The 18291-nt window shown below is 62.2% G+C and carries 15 protein-coding genes; 10 read left to right on the top strand and 5 right to left on the bottom strand.

Annotation, left to right across the window (positions count from 1 at the left end):
* Nucleotides 1–6 precede the first annotated feature (6 nt).
* The 4 genes from ABID37_RS20760 to ABID37_RS20745 are packed head-to-tail and all read right to left on the bottom strand — an operon-like array spanning nt 7 to nt 2030.
* Complete coding sequence (locus tag ABID37_RS20760; RefSeq protein WP_148912976.1) at nt 7–951, bottom strand: MnhB domain-containing protein; 945 nt, start codon at nt 949–951, stop codon at nt 7–9.
* Nucleotides 948–1247 carry a cation:proton antiporter gene (locus ABID37_RS20755; RefSeq protein ID WP_148912977.1) on the bottom strand — a complete coding sequence of 100 codons (300 nt, stop codon included), beginning with the start codon at nt 1245–1247 and terminating at the stop codon, nt 948–950. Before ABID37_RS20755 ends, ABID37_RS20760 begins: the two co-directional genes overlap by 4 nt.
* Nucleotides 1244–1531: an MrpF/PhaF family protein gene (locus ABID37_RS20750; protein WP_199257650.1), complete on the bottom strand. Its 288-nt coding sequence runs from the start codon at nt 1529–1531 to the stop codon at nt 1244–1246. Before ABID37_RS20750 ends, ABID37_RS20755 begins: the two co-directional genes overlap by 4 nt.
* Complete coding sequence (locus tag ABID37_RS20745; protein ID WP_161601072.1) at nt 1518–2030, bottom strand: Na+/H+ antiporter subunit E; 513 nt, start codon at nt 2028–2030, stop codon at nt 1518–1520. Before ABID37_RS20745 ends, ABID37_RS20750 begins: the two co-directional genes overlap by 14 nt.
* Before the next feature lie 366 nt (nt 2031–2396).
* On the opposite strand from ABID37_RS20745, the gene ABID37_RS20740 reads away from it, so the two are divergent.
* From ABID37_RS20740 to ABID37_RS20700, 9 genes are all read left to right on the top strand, one after another.
* Nucleotides 2397–2789 (top strand): DUF6671 family protein, encoded by a 393-nt coding sequence (locus tag ABID37_RS20740; protein ID WP_148912979.1) that lies wholly within the window; start codon nt 2397–2399, stop codon nt 2787–2789.
* Nucleotides 2790–2917: 128 nt separating this feature from the next.
* Complete coding sequence (locus tag ABID37_RS20735) at nt 2918–4267, top strand: MgtC/SapB family protein (protein ID WP_161601073.1); 1350 nt, start codon at nt 2918–2920, stop codon at nt 4265–4267.
* 49 nt (nt 4268–4316) lie between these two features.
* Nucleotides 4317–5399, top strand: a complete 1083-nt coding sequence (locus tag ABID37_RS20730) for a patatin-like phospholipase family protein (protein WP_148912981.1) — start codon at nt 4317–4319, stop codon at nt 5397–5399.
* Between the two features lie 6 nt (nt 5400–5405).
* On the top strand, nt 5406–6848 hold the full coding sequence (locus ABID37_RS20725; protein WP_148912982.1) for a GntP family permease: 1443 nt from the start codon (nt 5406–5408) through the stop codon (nt 6846–6848).
* A 597-nt stretch (nt 6849–7445) separates the two neighbouring features.
* Entirely contained in the window at nt 7446–7916 is a 471-nt protein-coding gene (locus ABID37_RS20720) for a hypothetical protein (RefSeq protein WP_354198250.1), read from the top strand.
* Nucleotides 7913–10876, top strand: coding sequence for an HsdM family class I SAM-dependent methyltransferase (locus tag ABID37_RS20715; protein WP_354198248.1), 2964 nt, complete (start codon nt 7913–7915; stop codon nt 10874–10876). Before ABID37_RS20720 ends, ABID37_RS20715 begins: the two co-directional genes overlap by 4 nt.
* On the top strand, nt 10873–11544 hold the full coding sequence (locus ABID37_RS20710; RefSeq protein ID WP_354198246.1) for a hypothetical protein: 672 nt from the start codon (nt 10873–10875) through the stop codon (nt 11542–11544). The genes ABID37_RS20715 and ABID37_RS20710 overlap by 4 nt, the downstream gene beginning before the upstream one ends.
* A 165-nt stretch (nt 11545–11709) precedes the next feature.
* Nucleotides 11710–13677, top strand: coding sequence for an AAA family ATPase (locus ABID37_RS20705; RefSeq protein WP_354198245.1), 1968 nt, complete (start codon nt 11710–11712; stop codon nt 13675–13677).
* 2 nt (nt 13678–13679) lie between these two features.
* On the top strand, nt 13680–15563 hold the full coding sequence (locus ABID37_RS20700) for a UvrD-helicase domain-containing protein (protein ID WP_354198243.1): 1884 nt from the start codon (nt 13680–13682) through the stop codon (nt 15561–15563).
* Nucleotides 15564–16032: 469 nt separating this feature from the next.
* On the opposite strand, the gene ABID37_RS20695 is transcribed toward ABID37_RS20700, so the two are convergent.
* On the bottom strand, nt 16033–16752 hold the full coding sequence (locus tag ABID37_RS20695; RefSeq protein WP_354198241.1) for a putative quinol monooxygenase: 720 nt from the start codon (nt 16750–16752) through the stop codon (nt 16033–16035).
* 160 nt (nt 16753–16912) lie between these two features.
* On the opposite strand from ABID37_RS20695, the gene ABID37_RS20690 reads away from it, so the two are divergent.
* Entirely contained in the window at nt 16913–17785 is an 873-nt protein-coding gene (locus ABID37_RS20690) for a LysR family transcriptional regulator (protein WP_354198239.1), read from the top strand.
* Nucleotides 17786–18291: the final 506 nt, after the last annotated feature.

The following is an 18291-nucleotide window of genomic DNA, read 5'->3' as shown; positions in this document are numbered from 1 at the left end:
CCTCGGTCAGCCTTCGTGATCGGGCGCCACCGGCGGTCCGGCCACCTGCAGCGCGAGGGTAACGCCGATCGACAGCGCAAGGCTGTATTCGATAGCGACGATCAAGGCCTTCTCGAAGCCTGGCGGATAGAACAAGAACCGGCCCTGGGCGATGCCCGCCAGGCCAATAATGAGAAAGACCGCCGGGCCAAGCACCAGAGCCACGCGGAGGTAGCGGTCGTCGGCGCGCGGCCATGAAACCGCGCCGCCGATCGCGGCGATGATCAGACCGCCCGCCAGCACGGTTCCGGCCTGGAACGCTCCGCCCGGCAGGTCCGACCCCGCCCAGACCAGGTAGGCCGCCATGACCAGCGCCAGGGGCAAGAGCAGCCGACCGAAAGCTGCGGCCACGCCATGTCCCCCATTCTCCGCCAGTGCCAGCGCCGCGGGCCGCTGCGGCCAAGCACCGCGAGGGGCGAGCGACCAGACCGCCACAAGGGCGCCCAGCAGGACGAAAGCTTCCAATAAGGTATCGTAGGCGCGAAAGGCCAGAAGCACGCCAGTCACCGGGTTCTCGATGCCAAGGCCCGGCATCAGCGCGGCGATCGACCCACCCAAGTCGTCGGCGGGCGCGACACTCAGAACTGCGGATCCGATCAGTGCCGCGAAGCCAGCGCAGGCTACCAGTGCACCGGTTCGAAGCCAGCCGGGCATCTCGGCGCTGACAAGGTCGTCGCCAAGCGCCATCAGCCTTTGCCGCGTTAGGATCAGCAGAACTCCGGTGACGCCCGCTCCGATGGCGATTTCCGCCATCGCGACATTTACAGCGTCCATCGCGAGCCATGCCAGACCGAGCAAGTTTCCGAGCACGATGAAGAAGACGATCGCCGCCAGCGCGTTGCGCATAAGCAGCGCCGCGGCGGCAGTGCCGACGATCATCAGACAGAGGATCATGTCGAAGGCCAGCGTCATTCGTCGGAGCCCCGCTCGGCCGAAGTCTTCGCACGGCGAGCCATCAGCTGCGCGGTCGCTCCGGCGGCCATGAGCGCGAACAGCCAGACGGCGGCGATCTTGACGGCGGCGGCAACCGAGCCCCAGTGCAACGCGGCGGCAAGCGCCACGAAACCCAGACCGACGTTGTCGGCTTTGGTGAGCGCGTGCAGCCTCAATTCGGCATCTTGGAACCTGAGCAGCCCCAGCGATCCGGCCGCATAGAAGAATACACCGACGTAAAGAAGCGCGGGTACGAGGTAGTCCGTGAGGGTCATGGCTGTGTCTCTCGCGGCTTGCGCCCAGTGCTCCGGCGCTCGCGCACGAAGGCGAGAATTGCCACCGACGCTAGCACCGTCGCCACCAACGCGGCGTCCAGCATCGATGCGTCGTCCCTGGCCGCGCCCAGCGTCAGCGCCACGCCGACCCCGCTGGTCGCGACGAGTTGAGCGGCCATCACGTGATCGATCGCCCGTGGTCCGTGCCAGGCGCGAAAAAGCGCCAGCGCCAGCGCGAGCAGCAGGGCGATGGCGGCGAGCATGAAATGGTCAGTTGTGTCCACGATGCCCTCCGGTGTGGCGCGGGGCGGCGACAGGGGCACCGAACAGGCGAAGCACGCGGCGTTCCTCTGCTTCCAGGCTGCGCGTGTCGAAATCGTCAATGTCAAGCACGTGGACCTCCAGCGCGCCGCCGCGGACCCCTGCAGCCAATGAGCCGGGCAGAACGCTGACGACCCCGCCAAGCACGGCATTCACCTCGACGATATTCGTTGAGAGCGGAATCCGGAACCACCCGGGCCGGACCGGCAGACGTGGGTCGAGCACCCTCCGCGCGACATCCAGCCCCCCCCAGAAGCCGCGGAGCAGGAGGTGGGGCACGTACAGGACTGCCCACCCCAGCCGGATCCCCGGTTGCGTCGCCGGATACAGCACCAGGCTAACCCATGTTGCCAGCAGAACCGCTGGCGCCCCGTGGTAAAGCGCATCCGTCACGCCGCCCGTCAGCGCCAGCCAGAAGAGGGAGAAGGTGACGAGGCGTGCCACTGACGAATGCACTTGCATGATCTGAGTCCAATCTTCACACCCACCGACACCCGATGGTCCAGTCGCGTAGTGCATGGAAATGATCGACCAAGACTGACTAGAAGGAGTTTTTTGGTTTAGCACAACTGGAAAGAAGCATTAGCAGCACGTTTCCAAGAAAAAATCGCGCAACGGGCGACTGCCAGTCGCCAGCGGAAACGCTTGCTGATCGCGACCCGAAAGCGTACATTTTAAAACGGTACTCCAGATTTAGGTCAATAAATCAGTCAGGCACCGTGCGCAGTTTCGTTTTATTCACGGGTTGATGCAGACGATGCCTATTCGTCCCTCCGACTCGCGCGGACTCCGTCCCACGGACCCGCCGATCCGCCCGGCGGGCGGGCGGTGATCGCCACCATGCGCGGCGAGGAACGCGCAATTTCCCCGTTGCTCACCGAGGCGCTGGGCCTCGACTGCATTGTGCTAACGAGCTTTGACACCGACCGGTTCGGGACCTTCACCCGTGAGATCGAGCGGACCGGGACGCAGCTTGACGCCGCGCTCGGCAAGATCGCCGCGGCCTTCGAGCATGGCCCGAATGCGCGCGTGGCGATCGCGAGCGAGGGCAGTTTCGGGCCGCACCCCTGGCTTCCGCTCGGCCGCGAGCTCGTGCTGCTTGTCGTTCGGCAGACCGGGCTTGAGCTCGCGGGCCACGATGCCACCCTCGACGCTCACTTTGCCCATTGTATTGTCGACGGCCCTGCTCCGGCCCTGGCGTTCGCCGAGCGCATGCGGTGATGGCTTGCATGAACGCCGACTGCTCGGCACTCAGATGGGCCACGACCGTTCGCGCGCGGTAAGAATTCTCCTCTCATGGACAGAAGTCCGTTGCCAAACGGCATTGCCCAAGGTTCAAGGTGGGGCCGTTGCTGCGGCAGCAGTATGAACCGCCTACCGCGCGACCAGTCGTTTTGCTGGATGCGGCAACAAATGGTGAAATTAACTTGGAAACCTCTCAGGCCTTATTGCTGCTCGAAGCCCTGGGCATCGGCCTACTGATCGGGATCGAGCGCGAGCGCAATGCAGGAGAGCCCGGAGGCCCCGCCCCGGCAGGCGTGCGCACCTTCGCGCTCGCCTCGCTGACCGGCGCGCTGAGTCAGATTGCCGGAGGGTGGCCGATGCTGGCCGTCGCCATCGCCGTCATCGGCGGCCTGCGCATGGTGACGCATCTGTCTCTGCCGGATCGGCAGGCGGGTCTGACCACCAGCCTTGCGCTGCTGATCGTGGTCATGCTGGGTGCATTGTCGATCGAGCACACCTTCCTCGCGGCGGCTTCGGGAGTCCTCGTGGCGGCGCTGTTGGCGGCCCGCACGGTTCTGCGCGAGTTCAGCCGCTCGGTGCTCAACGATTTCGAGGTCCGCGACGGTCTGATCCTCGGTGTCTCGACGCTCTTGATCCTGCCGATCCTGCCGAACGAAGGCCTGGGGCCGGGCGGGGCAATCAACCCGCAGAACCTGTTCGTGATCGTCATCCTGGTGATGGCGATCGGCGCTGTCAGCCACATCTCCACCCGGGTGTTTGGCGCAAGGCTGGGGTTGCCACTGAGCGGTTTCCTGTCCGGGTTCGTCTCGAGCACCGCGACCGTGGTGGCAATGGCGAAGAAAGTGCAGGATCGGCCGGTCGACACCTATCCGGCCGCTGCGGGTGTCACGTTCTCGTCGGTCTCCTCGCTCGTGCAGACAGGGATCGTGCTGCTCTTCCTCAGCCCTTCGATGTTTGCTCTGTCAGCGCCGATCCTGATCGTCCCGACCGCGGTGGCGCTGCTCTACGGGACGGCGCTTGCGCGTTTCGGATCGCGCGACGGGCCAAGAGAGCGTGAGGGTCTCGACCTTCCCAGCCGCATCTTCAGCATCCGGGCGGCCATCAGCTTTGCCCTGACCGTCGCCACGGTCATCGTCGTCTCCGCGTTGCTGAATGATCAATTCGGGAGCGAGGCGGTCCTGTGGTCAGCCGCACTCGCGGGCCTCGTCAGCACCAGTTCCGCCGCTGTTGCGCTGGCCTCGCTGGTTTTGGCCGGGCAGTTGCCGGCATCCGAGGCGGTCGTGCCGCTGGCAGCAGCGATCAGTGTGAATGCCGGTGTGCGGATCGTCCTGGCCCTTCGCGGAGGGGCGACGCCGTTCGGCTGGACTGTCGCCGGCGGCCTGCTGCTGACCGCCGCCGCCGTCTGGGCAGGGTGGTGGTTTGCAGCCGCCATCAGCAGCATGATCACGGAGTGAGCTTCGTGCCGCGGCGTTGACAGGGAAAGTGCTATGTGTGGAGAGCGATATGGCCCAGCAACAGCCCACAAAGACGATCGATCTGGCGCTTCAGGGCGGCGGATCCCACGGGGCGCTGACTTGGGGTGTGCTCGACCGCATCCTCGAAGACGAACGGCTGGAGATCGCAGGCATCAGCGGGACCAGCGCTGGGGCGATGAATGCCGTGGTGCTGGCGCAAGGGTTCCACCAGGGCGGCCGGGACGGAGCGCGCGATGCGCTCGCCGCCTTCTGGCGGGCGGTGAGCGATGCGGCGCGCTTTTCGCCGGTGCAGCGCAACTGGTGGAACAGGCTCACCAGCAACTTCAACCTCGACAGGTCGCCCGGCTATCTGTACTTGGACAATATGACGCGGTTGTTCTCGCCCTATGAGCTCAATCCGCTGAATATCAACCCGTTGCGCGACCTTGTTGCCAGCACGGTCGACTTCGATCGGGTCAATTCCTGCGCGATTCCGAAGATCTTCGTCACCGCCACCAACGTTCGGACCGGCCAGGCGCGCGTCTTTACCCAGCCGCATCTGTCGGTGGAAACGATCATGGCCTCGGCCTGTCTGCCATCGGTGTACCAGGCGGTCGAGATCGACGGCGAGGCCTATTGGGACGGCGGCTACATCGGCAATCCGGCGCTTCACCCCCTCGTCGACCAGACCGACTGTCGCGACATGGTCATCGTCCAGATCAATCCGATGACCCGCCGCGAACTGCCGCGAACGGGGCGGGATATTCTCAACCGAGTGAATGAGATCAGCTTCAATTCCAGCCTCATCAAGGATCTGCGGGCGATCCAGCTGCTGCACCAGCTTATCGATGCGGAGGGAATTGAGACGGAGCGATACCGCGACATGCGGGTTCATTTGATCCATGCCGCTGAAGAATTACAGGATCTGGACTCCTCGAGCAAGCTCAACGCCGAATGGACATTCCTCACCCACCTGCACGAGCGCGGCCGGGCTTGGGCGCACCAGTGGCTAAAGGCGAATTATGACGGGATCGGTGTACGCTCCACCTTCGATCTCGACGCGTTGTTCGCCGACTCGCTTCGTCTGGTTAGGGCGCCCGAGCGGTCGAGCACCAACCGGTCAGCGGAGTAGTCGCCAATGTATGGCATCTTGGTTGTCGTCGCCGCGCTCGGTGGGCTCATTTATCTCGCCTATCGCGGCGTAACCCTGCTGATCCTGGCGCCGGGCCTTGCCATGCTCGCCGTGCTCGCCTCGCTCGAACGGCCCCTGCTTGCCAGCTACACCCAGATTTTCATGGTGGCGGCGGGCGACTTCATCGTCCAGTACTTTCCGGTCTTCCTGCTCGGCGCCATCTTTGGCAAGCTGATGGAGGACTCCGGCAGTGCTGAGGTTCTGGCCAATGCCACGATCCGCAAGCTTGGCAGCGAACGTGCGATCCTTGCCGTGGTGCTGTCCTGCGCGGCGATGACCTATGGCGGGGTATCGCTGTTCGTCGTCGCGTTCGCGGTGTTTCCGATCGCTGCTGCAGTGTTCCGTCGCGCCGACCTCCCCAAGCGCTTGATACCGGGCACCATCGCTCTTGGCGCCTTCACCTTCACCATGACCGCGCTGCCCGGTACGCCGGCGATCCAGAACGCCATCCCGATGCCTTATTTTGGCACTTCGCCGTTTGCCGCGCCGGGGCTCGGCATCCTGACCGCCCTGATCATGTTTGCGCTTGGCCAACTGTGGCTGGAGCGACGGGCGCGGGCCACCTCCGAAGGCTATGGCGATCACCCGGACACAGCACCGCTCGCCGCCACGGCCTTGCGCGACCGCGCCGCGGCCGAAGGCTTCGACATTGCCGAAATCTCCGCCGAAGCGCGTCCGGCCGAGCTGCCGTCCCTGATGCTGGCGGCAATGCCGCTTGCCACAGTAATTGCCGTCAATCTCGCCTTCACCACCCTCGTCATCCCGGCCATGAACACTGACTACCTTGCTGCTTCAGAATATGGCGCGACGACAATCGATTCGGTGCGCGGCATCTGGTCCATCATCGTTGCTCTGGTCATCTCGATCCTAGTGATGATTGCCGTGAACCGGTCGCGCCTGCCTAGGCTGAACACCACCCTCGACGCCGGCGCCCACGCCTCGCTGCTGCCGATTTTCAACACCGCGAGCCTTGTCGGATTCGGGTCCGTCATCGCCTCGCTGTCGGCCTTCGCCCTGATCCGCGATTCGGTGGTCGACATCGGCGGCGACAATCCCCTGATCTCGGTTGCGGTCTCGGTCAGTCTTCTCGCCGGTATGACCGGCTCGGCCTCCGGTGGCATGAGCATTGCGCTCACCACGCTCGGCGCCGTCTATCTGGAGACGGCCCAGGCCGCAGGCATCTCGCCCGACCTGATGCACCGGGTGACTGCGGTGGCCACCGGCGGGCTCGACGCATTGCCCCATAACGGTGCCGTCATCACGCTGCTGGCAATCTGCGGCCTGACGCACCGCGAGGCCTATTTTGACATTGCCGTCGTCGCCGTGGTTGTGCCGATCATCGCGCTGATCGTGCTGATCACCCTGGGAACGTTGCTGGGGAGTTTCTGAGAAGGAATCCCAGTCAAGTCAGCCCGGCCTGCAAAGGTATTCCGCCAGAGGCCGGTGGCGCGCGTGCAAGCATACCTCCGTGCATCGTCATCCGCGTGGAGAGGCAGCTCGCCACAAGAGAAGGTTCGACGGCAGACCCATCCCCTCCGCCACTTCACCGCCGATTGTGCGATATTGCCGCCTATAACCGCCAATCACCGCACAATATTTTCGGTTATTGCGCCACCCGTTCCGCCTATAGCCCTCCACAGCACTATAAAATGAAGGTTCTCACCTACCCGACCTGATAGCATAGGTAACACCGAAAATAGCCGCCGATTGTAGGCCGGAAATTGCGCCTAGCGCCTGACGTCTCCACCACGAGTGATGACAGTTTGGCGCTAGCGGCGGACATTAAGAGATTGGCGAAGGCCGTAATGGACAGTTGGCACTCGTAGTGCATTTGGCGAAGTCGGCTGCCAAGGCCGAAAGCGCAAGTCACAACGAACTCCTCACCCCGCCGATGATCAAGACAGGGTCCGGGCAACATGGTCGAGATACAACGCTCTTAACAATGTGAGGTGTTGCAGATTTTCTTGTTGTCTGCAACAAGGAACCATGTCGCTACAAACGATTCAATTCACCCAAGAGCAAGCGCGCGATCTCGCTGGCGTGTCGCCGGGTGAAGTGCGTGCATGGCGCAAGGCAGTGAGCTACCTAGCCGCCAAGCCGGGCAAAGCGGCTCGTTTTACCTTCGCAGACATTCTCGGACTGGCGATCACGCGGCGGATCACGGGCGACTTCCACGTTCGCATCAGTGATATCGGTGACAGTATGGACGCGCTTTTTCGCGCCCTGTCAGAGACTCGTCCCTCTGATCTTGAGGGCTCGATCGCTTTGATTGACGCCCAGACGGCGCGATTGGTGGCCGGCTCAGACCTTGGCACCAAGCCGCTTAAAGATCCGACTTTCGTCGTCCCCTGCGACCAGCTCATCCACGATTTGAGCCAGAGAGTGATGCCGCTTGCGCCCGCCGCGGTGCAAGCTGCTCTGCCCTTCGCGCCCAAGATGGTGAAGGCGGGCCGATGACTAACGCGGCGCTTCGTCAAATCCTGTCAGCGACCGGTTACATGGCCGACGGCGAAGCTGCGCCGGGCGTGCTGCTGGGCGAGGAAGCTCGCCTGGGCCGGCGAGGCCGATCCTTCACGCCCGACGCTCTGTGGCGCGGTCAGTCCTCTCTGACGGTCTATTTCAAGTTCATTTCGAGCCCGCCGGCCGACGCGGATTTGGCCGCTTGGCGTCAGGAGATCTGGAATGAGGGTTTCGCGCCCCTACTCTGGATCGTGTCGCCGGATCGCATCGATCTCTATAACGGCTTCGGTCGCCCCCGGCCGGAGGCCGATCCGGCCCAGAACCGTCTCGCAACCTTCCTTACGATCGCATCCGGACTGGAGGAACTCGACGCGCTTGCTGGCCGCTTCGCCATGGAGACCGGGCAGTTCTGGACCAAAACGAAGCAGGTGGATCGCAAGACCGCAGTCGATCAACAACTACTGTCAGACCTTGCCGTGCTCGAAAGAGACCTGGTCTCGGCGAACCTCGTCCGGGACGAGGCCCAGGCGCTGATCGGCCGGGCGATCTTCACTCAGTATCTGCTTGATCGCGACATCATCACCGCAGAACGGATGAACAGTCTTTGCGGAACGACACGTCTGTCAGCCGCGCTGCGCGACCGGCAGGCAACCAGCCAGCTGTTCCAGTGGCTTTCCAAGACCTTCAACGGCGACATGTTCCCGCCGTCTTCGGCGGCCCCGCCCGCGCCAGAGCATCTTTCCCGGGTCGCGAACTTTCTGGACGCCGTCGATCCGGTCAGCGGGCAGACCACCTTCTTTCCGTATCAGTTCGACGTCATCCCGGTAGAGCTGATCAGCTCGATCTACGAACAGTTCGCACACTCCGGCGCAGCGCCCATCGCCGGACGTGCCCGGTCCACGGAGGCCACCCGCGCAGGAGTCTATTATACCCGCCTGCCTGTGGTCGCCTTGATCCTTGACGAGGTCATGGACGGCCTCGACGGCGAACAGACCGTGCTCGACCTGACGTGCGGATCGGGCGTCTTCCTTGTCGAGGCGTTTCGGCGGTTAGTCCACCTGCAGAGCTTGAAAACGCCGCTGACGAGGAAGGGCATCCGCAAGGCGCTCTATACCCAGGTCTACGGCGTCGATATCAGCGAAGCTGCGATCCGGGTCGCGGCTTTCAGCCTCTATCTGGCGGCGCTTGAACTCGACCCCGATCCCCAGCCTCCGGAAGGCCTGACGTTCGAGCCTCTAATCGGCCGAACGCTATTCGTTGGCGACGCCCGAACCATCGAGCAGACAGACGCCGGGACCGAACATCTCATCGAAGATGACGACCTAAAGTCGTTCGACGTCATCGTCGGCAACCCGCCCTGGAGCTTCAAGGGTAAAGCCGGCACGGCCGATCGCCGCAAGGGCGGACAGACCCTTCCCGCCCAGCCACGGGGCGTGGGCCTAGACTTCCTGATGCGGGCTGCCGAATTCGCGAACCCGCAAACGCGGTTCGGCATGGTCCTGAGCGCCACCCCATTCTTCAGCGCCAGTAAAACAGGCGCATCGGCGGCACGCCACGTGGTCCGAGCTTTGGGCCCGGTGACGCTCGTCAATCTCTCGAACCTGCGATCCTGGCTGTTCGAGGGCGCAGCGATGCCGGCCATGGTCCTGTTCGCCCGGCATCGGCCCCAGCCAACCGAGACCTTGACCATCGTCCAGGTCCCGTGGTCGCCCGCGGGGCCGCGCTCCCACACCTTCGAAATCGCACCCAGCGATATCGTCCGTCTTTCGCTGGACGACTGGGAAGCACGGCCGACCCGCCTCAAGACGGCGGCTTTCGGCCGGCGCCGGGACCTGCGCCTCGTTGACGATCTCACCGACAGGCATCAGCCGCTTGGCGAGCGACTTCGTGATCTGGAAACTGTGCTGGGCGATGGCCTCATTCTTGGCAAAGCCGAGAACCGGAACCGCAACGCGGCTTACCTGACCTCGCTCGACTATCTGCAAAAGGATGACCTGCAACCCTTTGCCGTGCCCGACGACCTGCCCTCGTTCGGACTAACAGCCGCGCAGTGGCCGCGTGACCGGGCGCTCTACAAAGCGCCCCTGCTGCTGGTGAAGGAATTTCTGCCCGGGGAGCCGAGGCCGTTGACCGCGGTCTCCGATCGCGACCTCGTCTTCGCCGAAGCCTTCTTTGGCGCACCGTTCCCCGCGTCCCATCGCGAAGCAGCCCATATCCTCGCAGGAGTCTTGGGCTCAGCCTTGGCGGCTTGGTTCTTCCTCATGACCGCCGGAGAGTTCGGCCTCTACAAACGTCGTCTCTTCCGACAGGACGTGGCGCTGCTGCCCACGCCGGATCTCAACCTGATCGCTGGTTCAGATGCCGGTCGAAAGATCTATGCGCTTGAGCAGCAATTCCGAACTCGGGCTCCGAATGCAGAAGATTGGATCGCGCTCGACGAGGCTGTCTTCGACCTCTACGACCTCGACGCCGACGACCGGATAGTGGTGCGAGACGGGCTCCTCAAAGCCGGATGGCAATGGAACGCGGGGCTTTCCGACTCCATGACTCCGGCTGATCCGCGCGAGGGTGTCGCGGCCTATGCACAGACCTTCTCGGCCGTGCTGGATCGATGGCTTTCGGCACGTCGCCAACGAAGCGTACGAGCGGAAGTGTTCGACCTGCGTGGCACGGATGCGATGCGGATTGTCCGGTTCGTCCTAGAGGACGGTGCCAAGGCCCCGGAGGTCGAAATCGTCTCGCCCGACGGAAGTCTCGCGGTGGTCTTCGGACGGATTGAGGACCGAATGAAGGTGCCTCTCGCCAGCGCACTCACCGGTCAGCGCGAACTGCGGGTCCATGGCCGCAATGAGGTAGTGATCATCAAGCCGGCGGCTTGTCGCCACTGGCTGGAGAGCGTGGCGCTTGAGGACGCAGACGCGGTGATCGCCGAGAGTTTTGCGGGCCGCCGACATTGAGGATCCCCCACGAGTCCCAAGGCGCGGTCGGGCGCGAATATATCGCCCTAGCCGATGAGGTGGTCGCCGCGATCCTGGTGACGGTGCGGGAGGGCTGGGCTTTGGCGGCCATAGATGGGGAGACGGCCTTAGAGGGCGAGGTCGTCATGACCGAGCGGCTGCGAGACGGCATGCGCCAGGCTCTGACGTCCGGAACGCTGGCGTGGGGCAAGTCCTTCATCGTGGCGCTCGGCATGGAGTCTCGCTCTACCCCCGATGTCGTGACACCCGACGGTCGAACAGACATTCCCTTGTATGTCGTGGAAGTTTTCCTGCGCCACGCTGAGCACGATCCTCACGCGATCATCGAGTGCAAGCGCTTGGATGGAAGCGACACCTACCTCTGCCGCGAGTATGTGGTCGAAGGCGTCGACCGGTTCCGTTCGGGCAAATACTCCGAAAACCATGCCTCCGGCTTCATGGCGGGGTATCTGCTCGGCGGCGATGCGCAGTCGGCAGCGGCGGGCGTAAACGCGTATTTGGGGCGCGTGAAGCGGACCGACGAACAGATCGTGCTTTCTCCAGTCGTCGAACATCCGGCATTCTGGCGATCCGAACATGCCAGAACGGTTGAGCGACCAGCCATCGCGATCCACCACGCATTGCTCGGGCTGACCGCCCAATCCTAAGTCGTAGTCTTGGCTGTCGCCAATCGATCGCGATTCTGTCAGAAGTTTTGTCTCGAGCGCGATTTATACTGATCCATGAAGTATGGGTGACGAGATCATGAAGGGGGCGGCTGTTGATCAAGGGAAACTTGACGCGATGAGCCGCCGATAAGGGGAGGTGGAAACATGTTTATTGAGCGGCTCAGTCTGACGAATTTTCGATGCTTCGGACCAGTTGCCGCCAGCGTCGATCTAACCTCCGGCCTCACCACCTTTGTCGGCGTCAATGGCGCGGGCAAGACCGCCCTAATGCAGGCCCTGCAGCGCCTCTTCGGCGTGACGGGCGATCAGCGACGACTGCGGCGTCAGGATTTTCACGTCCCTTCCACTGAGCTTGTTGCGCCACTCCAGCGAAACTTCGTCCTGGAGGCAATCATTGCCTTTCCGGAATTAGACGCAGACGGCGCCGGCGGCGCGGCAATTCCGGAATTCTTTCATCAGATGGCCGCTGAAGAGGCGGGCAAGCTGAAATGCCGCCTGCGTCTCGAAGCGACCTGGACCGATGACGGTTCGCTCGATGGTGCGATTGAACAGAAATATTGGGCGGTCCGGACCTTCGGGGCGTTCACCGACGCTGATTGCACCGAGTTGAAGGCCGCCGACCGAGCGCGGATCCAAATGATCTACGTGCCGGCGACGCGGGACGGTGCCTCCCAGGTGACGGCCTTTCTGCGCGGCAGGTTGTGGCGCGCCATCAACTGGTCGCAGGGAGTCCGCGACACGTTCACAAACGCCGGGGCCGCTTTGAACGGCGCTTTCGCGGGTGAGCCGGCCGTCGACGTGATTGCCGCAGCGGTGACGCGGCGGTGGCAGGAAGTTTACACAGCCGGGACCGACACGACGCCGGTGTTTCGCCCGCTCGATGTGCGTTTTGAGCATTTCATCCGGAAGGTCGAGGTGGTCTTCCGCCCCGACGAGATCGGCCGGGAGCGAGCCCTCGATGACCTGAGCGACGGCCAGAGGTCGCTCTTTCATTTGGCGATGACTGCGGCGACACTGGACGTTGAAGCCGGGATCGTCGCCGATCCTGCTGGGGCCGGCTTCCAGGCTGGCGGCGTACCGTTACCGGCGCTCACACTCATTGCGATCGAAGAGCCCGAGAACAATCTCGCCCCCTTCTATCTCTCCCGCATCGTCCGGCAGATACAGGACCTGACGAAATCGCCGCAGGCGCAGGCCGTTGTCTCCAGCCATTCTCCAAGCATCCTCGCCCGGGTGGATCCGACGCAGGTCCGGCACTTCCGGCTTGATCCGCACGATCGAACGGCCCGCATCCGCCCGATCAACCTCCCCGTCGGCGAGGAAGAGGCATCGAAATTCATTCGCGAGGCCGTGCGGACCTATCCCGAACTCTATTTCGCGCGCTTCGTCGTGCTAGGAGAAGGCGCGTCCGAGGAGGTCGTTCTTCCCCGTCTCGCCGAGGCGATGGGGCTCGACATCGATCGATCCTTTGTCGCGGTAGTTCCGCTGGGCGGTCGGCATGTGAACCACCTCTGGCGACTGCTGACCGATCTCGACATCCCCTACGCCACCTTGCTGGATCTCGACTGGGGCCGTTCCGGGGGTGGGTGGGGACGTATCAAAACGGCCTGCACGCAACTGCTAGCAAACAACGTCACGCCACAGGCCATCTTCGGACAGCATCTTAACCCCCAAGGGCCAGCCGCCAATCTGGCGGCTTTCGATGCTCTGCCGATCGAAGACACTGCGAATATCACAAACTGGATGAATTGGCTGCGCCAGTTCAATCTCTTCTTCTGCACGCCCCTCGACCTCGACTACTCGATGCTGAAGGCTCTCCCGCTCGCCTATCAGATCGTCGAACCCGGCCGCCAGGGGCCCTCGCCTGCAGGGGAGCCGCGCACGGCGGTTCTCGGCGACGACGGTCTGCCTCACCTTTACGCTGCCGACCACGACGGTTTGATGCGCTGGTATCGGTATCTATTCCTAGGGCGCGGTAAGCCCAGCACCCACGTTCGGGTGTTAAGTGCACAAGATCCGGCTGCCCTCGCTGCCGCTGCTCCCGAAGAACTGCGCGCACTCCTGACCTCAATCGTCGCTCGTCTCACCCCGCCGCCTCCCGCGGGTGCCTAACCATGCGCCTCATTCGGCCAGAGGACTGGCGCCCGAGCGGCATTAACGATCTCGAACCCGCGGCGTGGAATGCCCTGCGCCACACCGGCTCGGCGTGCGTGGTCGCAGGCCCCGGCGCCGGCAAGACCGAATTTCTGGCCCAACGCGCCGACTATTTGCTTGAGACGGGCCTCTGCCGAGCGCCACACCGCGTGCTGGCGATTTCGTTCAAAACAGATGCAGCCAACAATCTCGCGTCGCGCGTCCGCCAGCGGTGTCCGCCAGAGTTCGCCAACCGGTTCGTGTCGGTCACCTTCGACGCCTTCACAAAGAGCTTGGTCGATCGCTTTCTCAACGCCATCCCCGTCGACTGGCGCCCGACCCGGCCCTACGAAATCTCCTTCCCAAAGCGCAAGGCGATAGAGGGCTTCCTCACGCTCGCCCGGCTCAGTGCGCCGCCTGAATGGCAGGAGGAAATCGCCGGCTACAGCGCGAGCGACTTTGAACCCAAGATCGTCGGCAGCTATCGCCTGCCCATGGGACCTATCGCGCCCCAGAACGCCGCCGAGTTCGCCATCGCCCGTTGGTGGGCAACGCAACTACGGCAAGGCCAGCCCTCTGCACTTACCTTCGTCGGCATCAACCGGCTCGTGGAGTTGCTTCTCCGGGCCAATCCCCACATCCGTCGGGCGCTTGTCGCCACCTATCCCTTCGTTTTCGTGGATGAATTCCAGGACACGACCTACGCGCAATACGACTTCCTGCTTTCGGCGTTCTTTGGGGGACCCACCGTCATCACCGGCGTCGGTGACGACAAGCAGCGGATAATGGTCTTCGCTGGCGCGCGCCAGGACGCCTTTCAGCGGCTGCAGGCTGATTTCGGGGGAACCCGCTTCCCCCTCCTCTTCAACTTCCGTTCCTCGCCCGACTTGGTCGCTATCCAGCACGTTGTCGCGCGCGCTCTGGATCCGAACACCGTCCCAACGGTCGCTCAGACCGCGCGCCAGGTCGATGGCGACGTGGCTCAGGTCTGGTCCAGCCATACCAAGGCGGCGGAAGCCATCCACCTGGCGCAATGGATCGCCAACGACATGGCCACCCGCGGCCGTGCGCCGCGCGACTACGCGCTCCTAGTGAAGCAGAAATCCGATGATTATGAGAACGAACTCGCTGGAGCCTTCGCCGCTCACGGTCTGCGGATCCGTAACGAGAGCCATAACCTCGGCAAAACCTCGCTTCAGGATTTGCTTTCCGATGACTTAATCCAGCTCGCGATCGCGATCTTCCGCTTGGGCGCGACACGCCGCGCGCCGGCCGCATGGCAGCTGGTCTCATCTTCTGTCCTGGCGCTGCGCGCTACCGGGCAAGACGATGACGCGCGCGCGGCCAAGGTCGAGGCGGAACTCAGCGCATTTCTCACTGCCTTGCGCACCGACATGGCTGCCACCGCCCCGTCGCGGCAAAGCGCTGCTGATTTCGTCAGACGGGTTTTCGAATACCTTGATCTCGGGGCCATCGCCCGAACCTATGCCGAATATGGCGTTGGCGACTTGCTTCAGATCATCCTCGAAGCTTTTTGCATCCACTTCTTCGCTTCCGCCGATGGCGCCCCGAACTGGACGGCCTGCCTAGATGCGTTCGAGGGGGTCAATCAGATTCCGATGATGACCGTCCATAAGAGCAAGGGGCTTGAATACGACACCATCATCTTCGTTGGCCTCGATGACCGGGCTTGGTGGGCCCACACACCCGGCGACCCCGAAGGCGTCGCAGCGTTTTTCGTCGCCCTCTCGCGGGCGAAACAACGCGCCATCTTCGCCTTCTGCCAACAACGCGGAGAGCGAAACAATGTGGCTGAGCTCTATCAGCTTCTGACTGATGCAGGCGTGCCGGAAATCGAGATATGACCAGATTGAGGCTCGTCTTAATGCGGTAAGGGACGCGATGAGGAGCGAACTGCGAACAAGCGAAAGTCTCATGGGCAGCGTCAGCTAGCTATGCCGTTCCATTGCACCTATTTAGGAGGGGTATAGAGGGCTATGGAGTAGATATAGTTCTCATCGCTATCCCGCATGGCCCGCCACTTTGGTAAAAACCGGGAACGCCGATTCCCGCCGACTTCCCTCCTTTGGTGGCTACCGGCGTCCTCAACAGGGTGTTTTTGCTGCCCTTGATGTAGATCGCGTCGTCCGCGATCTCGACGTGTTGGGCGAAGGCACGGACATGTTCCCGCCGATAGCCGCCCTTTCCAAGCCGGAGGCGAGTGCGAGCTTCGCCTGCCAGTTCCGGCACGGCCGCTTTGGCGTGACTCTAAATTCAAACAGCAAAGCGCCCGATGGGTTGCACCGGGCACTTCTTTCTCAAGTCACCTCGAGATTATTTGGCAGCGAGGATGTCGAAATTCTGGACGTTTGCCACCACACCGTCGTCCCATCCGCCTGAGACCAATTCTGAAGCCTTTTCATTCAGGAGTCCGGCGACTTGTCCGGCAAAGTGCGCTTCGCGGCCAGAGTTGTCGGCAAAGATGTCGAAGATGGCGAAGTTGTTCTCGTCAATCTGCAGCCCCGCCCAGAACAATGTCTTGGGTTCGGTATCCGCGACGACGGGGCCGGCGGCGGTCAGCAAGGCTGCCAATTCGGGGCCTTTACCTGGAGCAGCTTCGAGCTTGATGTAGGTTGCGGTCGTTGCCGTGTAGAGATCAACCGGCGCCTTTACCGACAGGACATCGGAGTTGTTGATGTTCGCGACAACACCGTCGTCCCATCCTCCGTCGACCAGCGCGTCGGCGTTTTGGTTCAAAGCCGCAGCAACCGCTCCTGAGAAATGAGCGTCGCGTGCTTCTTCATCTGCGAAGATGTCAAAGATTGCGAGCGTATCGTCGGCTTGCAGGGCAAACCAAAGTACAGTGCCCGGCTCTGTTTCCCGCACGATAGGTGCGGCACCAGCCAGAAACTCCGCGAAGGCTCCGGTCTGGCCTTCGGCGGCGGGCATGGCGATGTAGCTGGCAGTATGATTTTCCATTGGGTTGTCCTGTGCAGTTGCAGAAGTTGTAATCAGCGCCAGTGCGGCGACTGTCTGAAGGATTTGCCTTTTCATGGTCGTCTCCTGATTTGAAGTGCTTCAGGTTTGGTTTCGATGCACTTTTGTGCCATGCCGAATGCGCCCGAACCCAATTCCGAAATTCTATTCTTTGATAGACATTGACTATTGAAGTTGGTTTGATGGTGTGGCTGAAGATGTAACGGAGAATGCGGCGATGGAAATGAACCAGATCAGGTATTTTCTCGCTGTCTGCGAGCACCGAAACTTCACCCACGCAGCCAGCGCCTCCAATGTCTCCCAGCCTTCCTTGACGACTGCGATCAAGAAACTTGAAGACGAGCTTGGAGGTGACCTGTTTGTCAGGGACCGTGCGGGATGCAGGCTGACGACGCTGGGAAAACTCATGCAGCCAAGATTGCAAAAGGCTCATGATGAGACGAGACAGGCGAAGGCGGAGGCGGTCCGTCATATGCGCTTGGAGCGGGTGCCAATCTCTGTCGGTGTCGGAGAAACGATTGGCCACAACAGGATTTCGGCAGCTATGGAGCGTACTCGTACGCGATTGCCGCAAGCCGAAATAGAATTGATCGTTGCGTCAACCTCCGAGCTTCTTGCCGGGTTGCGAGATGGTGAATTTGACGTTGTAGTCACCGCAGAGAAGGTCAGTGAAGACCTCTATCGTATAGATCATCTCTATGAAGAGGACTACAAGGTCGTTGTGTCAAAGTCGCATCCTTTGTCTGAACTAAATGCGATCTCTCTTTCGACTCTTGCTAAAACTGACATGCTTGACCGCCTAAATTGCGAAATGCGGGATGTTTTGCATGGGACATGCGCGGATCATGGTCACGAACTCTACGCGGCCTATCGGTCAAATCGCGTGGATTGGTTAGTTGAACTTGCTCGGCAAGGGTCAGGTGCGGTGATCCTGCCAGCCACCGCTATTCCTTCGGACATGGGCCTGGTGTCGAAACCCATCGATGGCCTTGAAATATCAAGAACTGTTTTGGCCCTTCGATATCGGCACCAAACGACGAGACCAGAGACAAATGATCTGATCCGTGAGATGACGCGCACGCTGGCGTAGTGAGGTTGGTAGTCGACATTCGCCCATCGTGCAGCATTCGTCACTTTGGGCTCAGACCAGACTTTCGCGGCATCACGCTCGAACGTCCGTTCTACTTTTCTTCGAGATTTCGCCAGCAATCCGCCACTTAGCGCTGGAGAAATTGCGCCAGATTGCGGTGAAGGTCACAGCGAACCACACCCATTGTGTACGGTGATAGTCGTCGGTGACGAGGCCGTACTCTTCAAGAAGCCACCGCGCCGCGTGAGGCGACCTTCGGCGCGGGTAACAGTGGGTGGGTTCTTTTCAATCTTGAAGAGCCGGTTGATTTCCCTGATGACCTTTTCAGCAGACGGCCCCGACTTTGCCGTCGGGTGGAAGTGAATGAACGGCAGGTTTCGGGCGCCGAACGCGGCGCTCCGAACGGCGACAATGGTGAAGGTTTTCGGGTGCCGGCAGGCGTACGAAAGCCCCTCATGCAGGAACCCGCGGTCGGCACGCTTTGGCTATGGGGTTTTGTGTTCTGG

The organism is Aquamicrobium terrae (assembly GCF_040545735.1).
In the GTDB taxonomy this organism is placed as follows: Bacteria; Pseudomonadota; Alphaproteobacteria; order Rhizobiales; family Rhizobiaceae; genus Mesorhizobium; species Mesorhizobium terrae_A.
The sequence above is the reverse complement of the archived record's forward strand: the minus strand, read 5'-3'. Positions and strand labels throughout refer to the sequence as shown.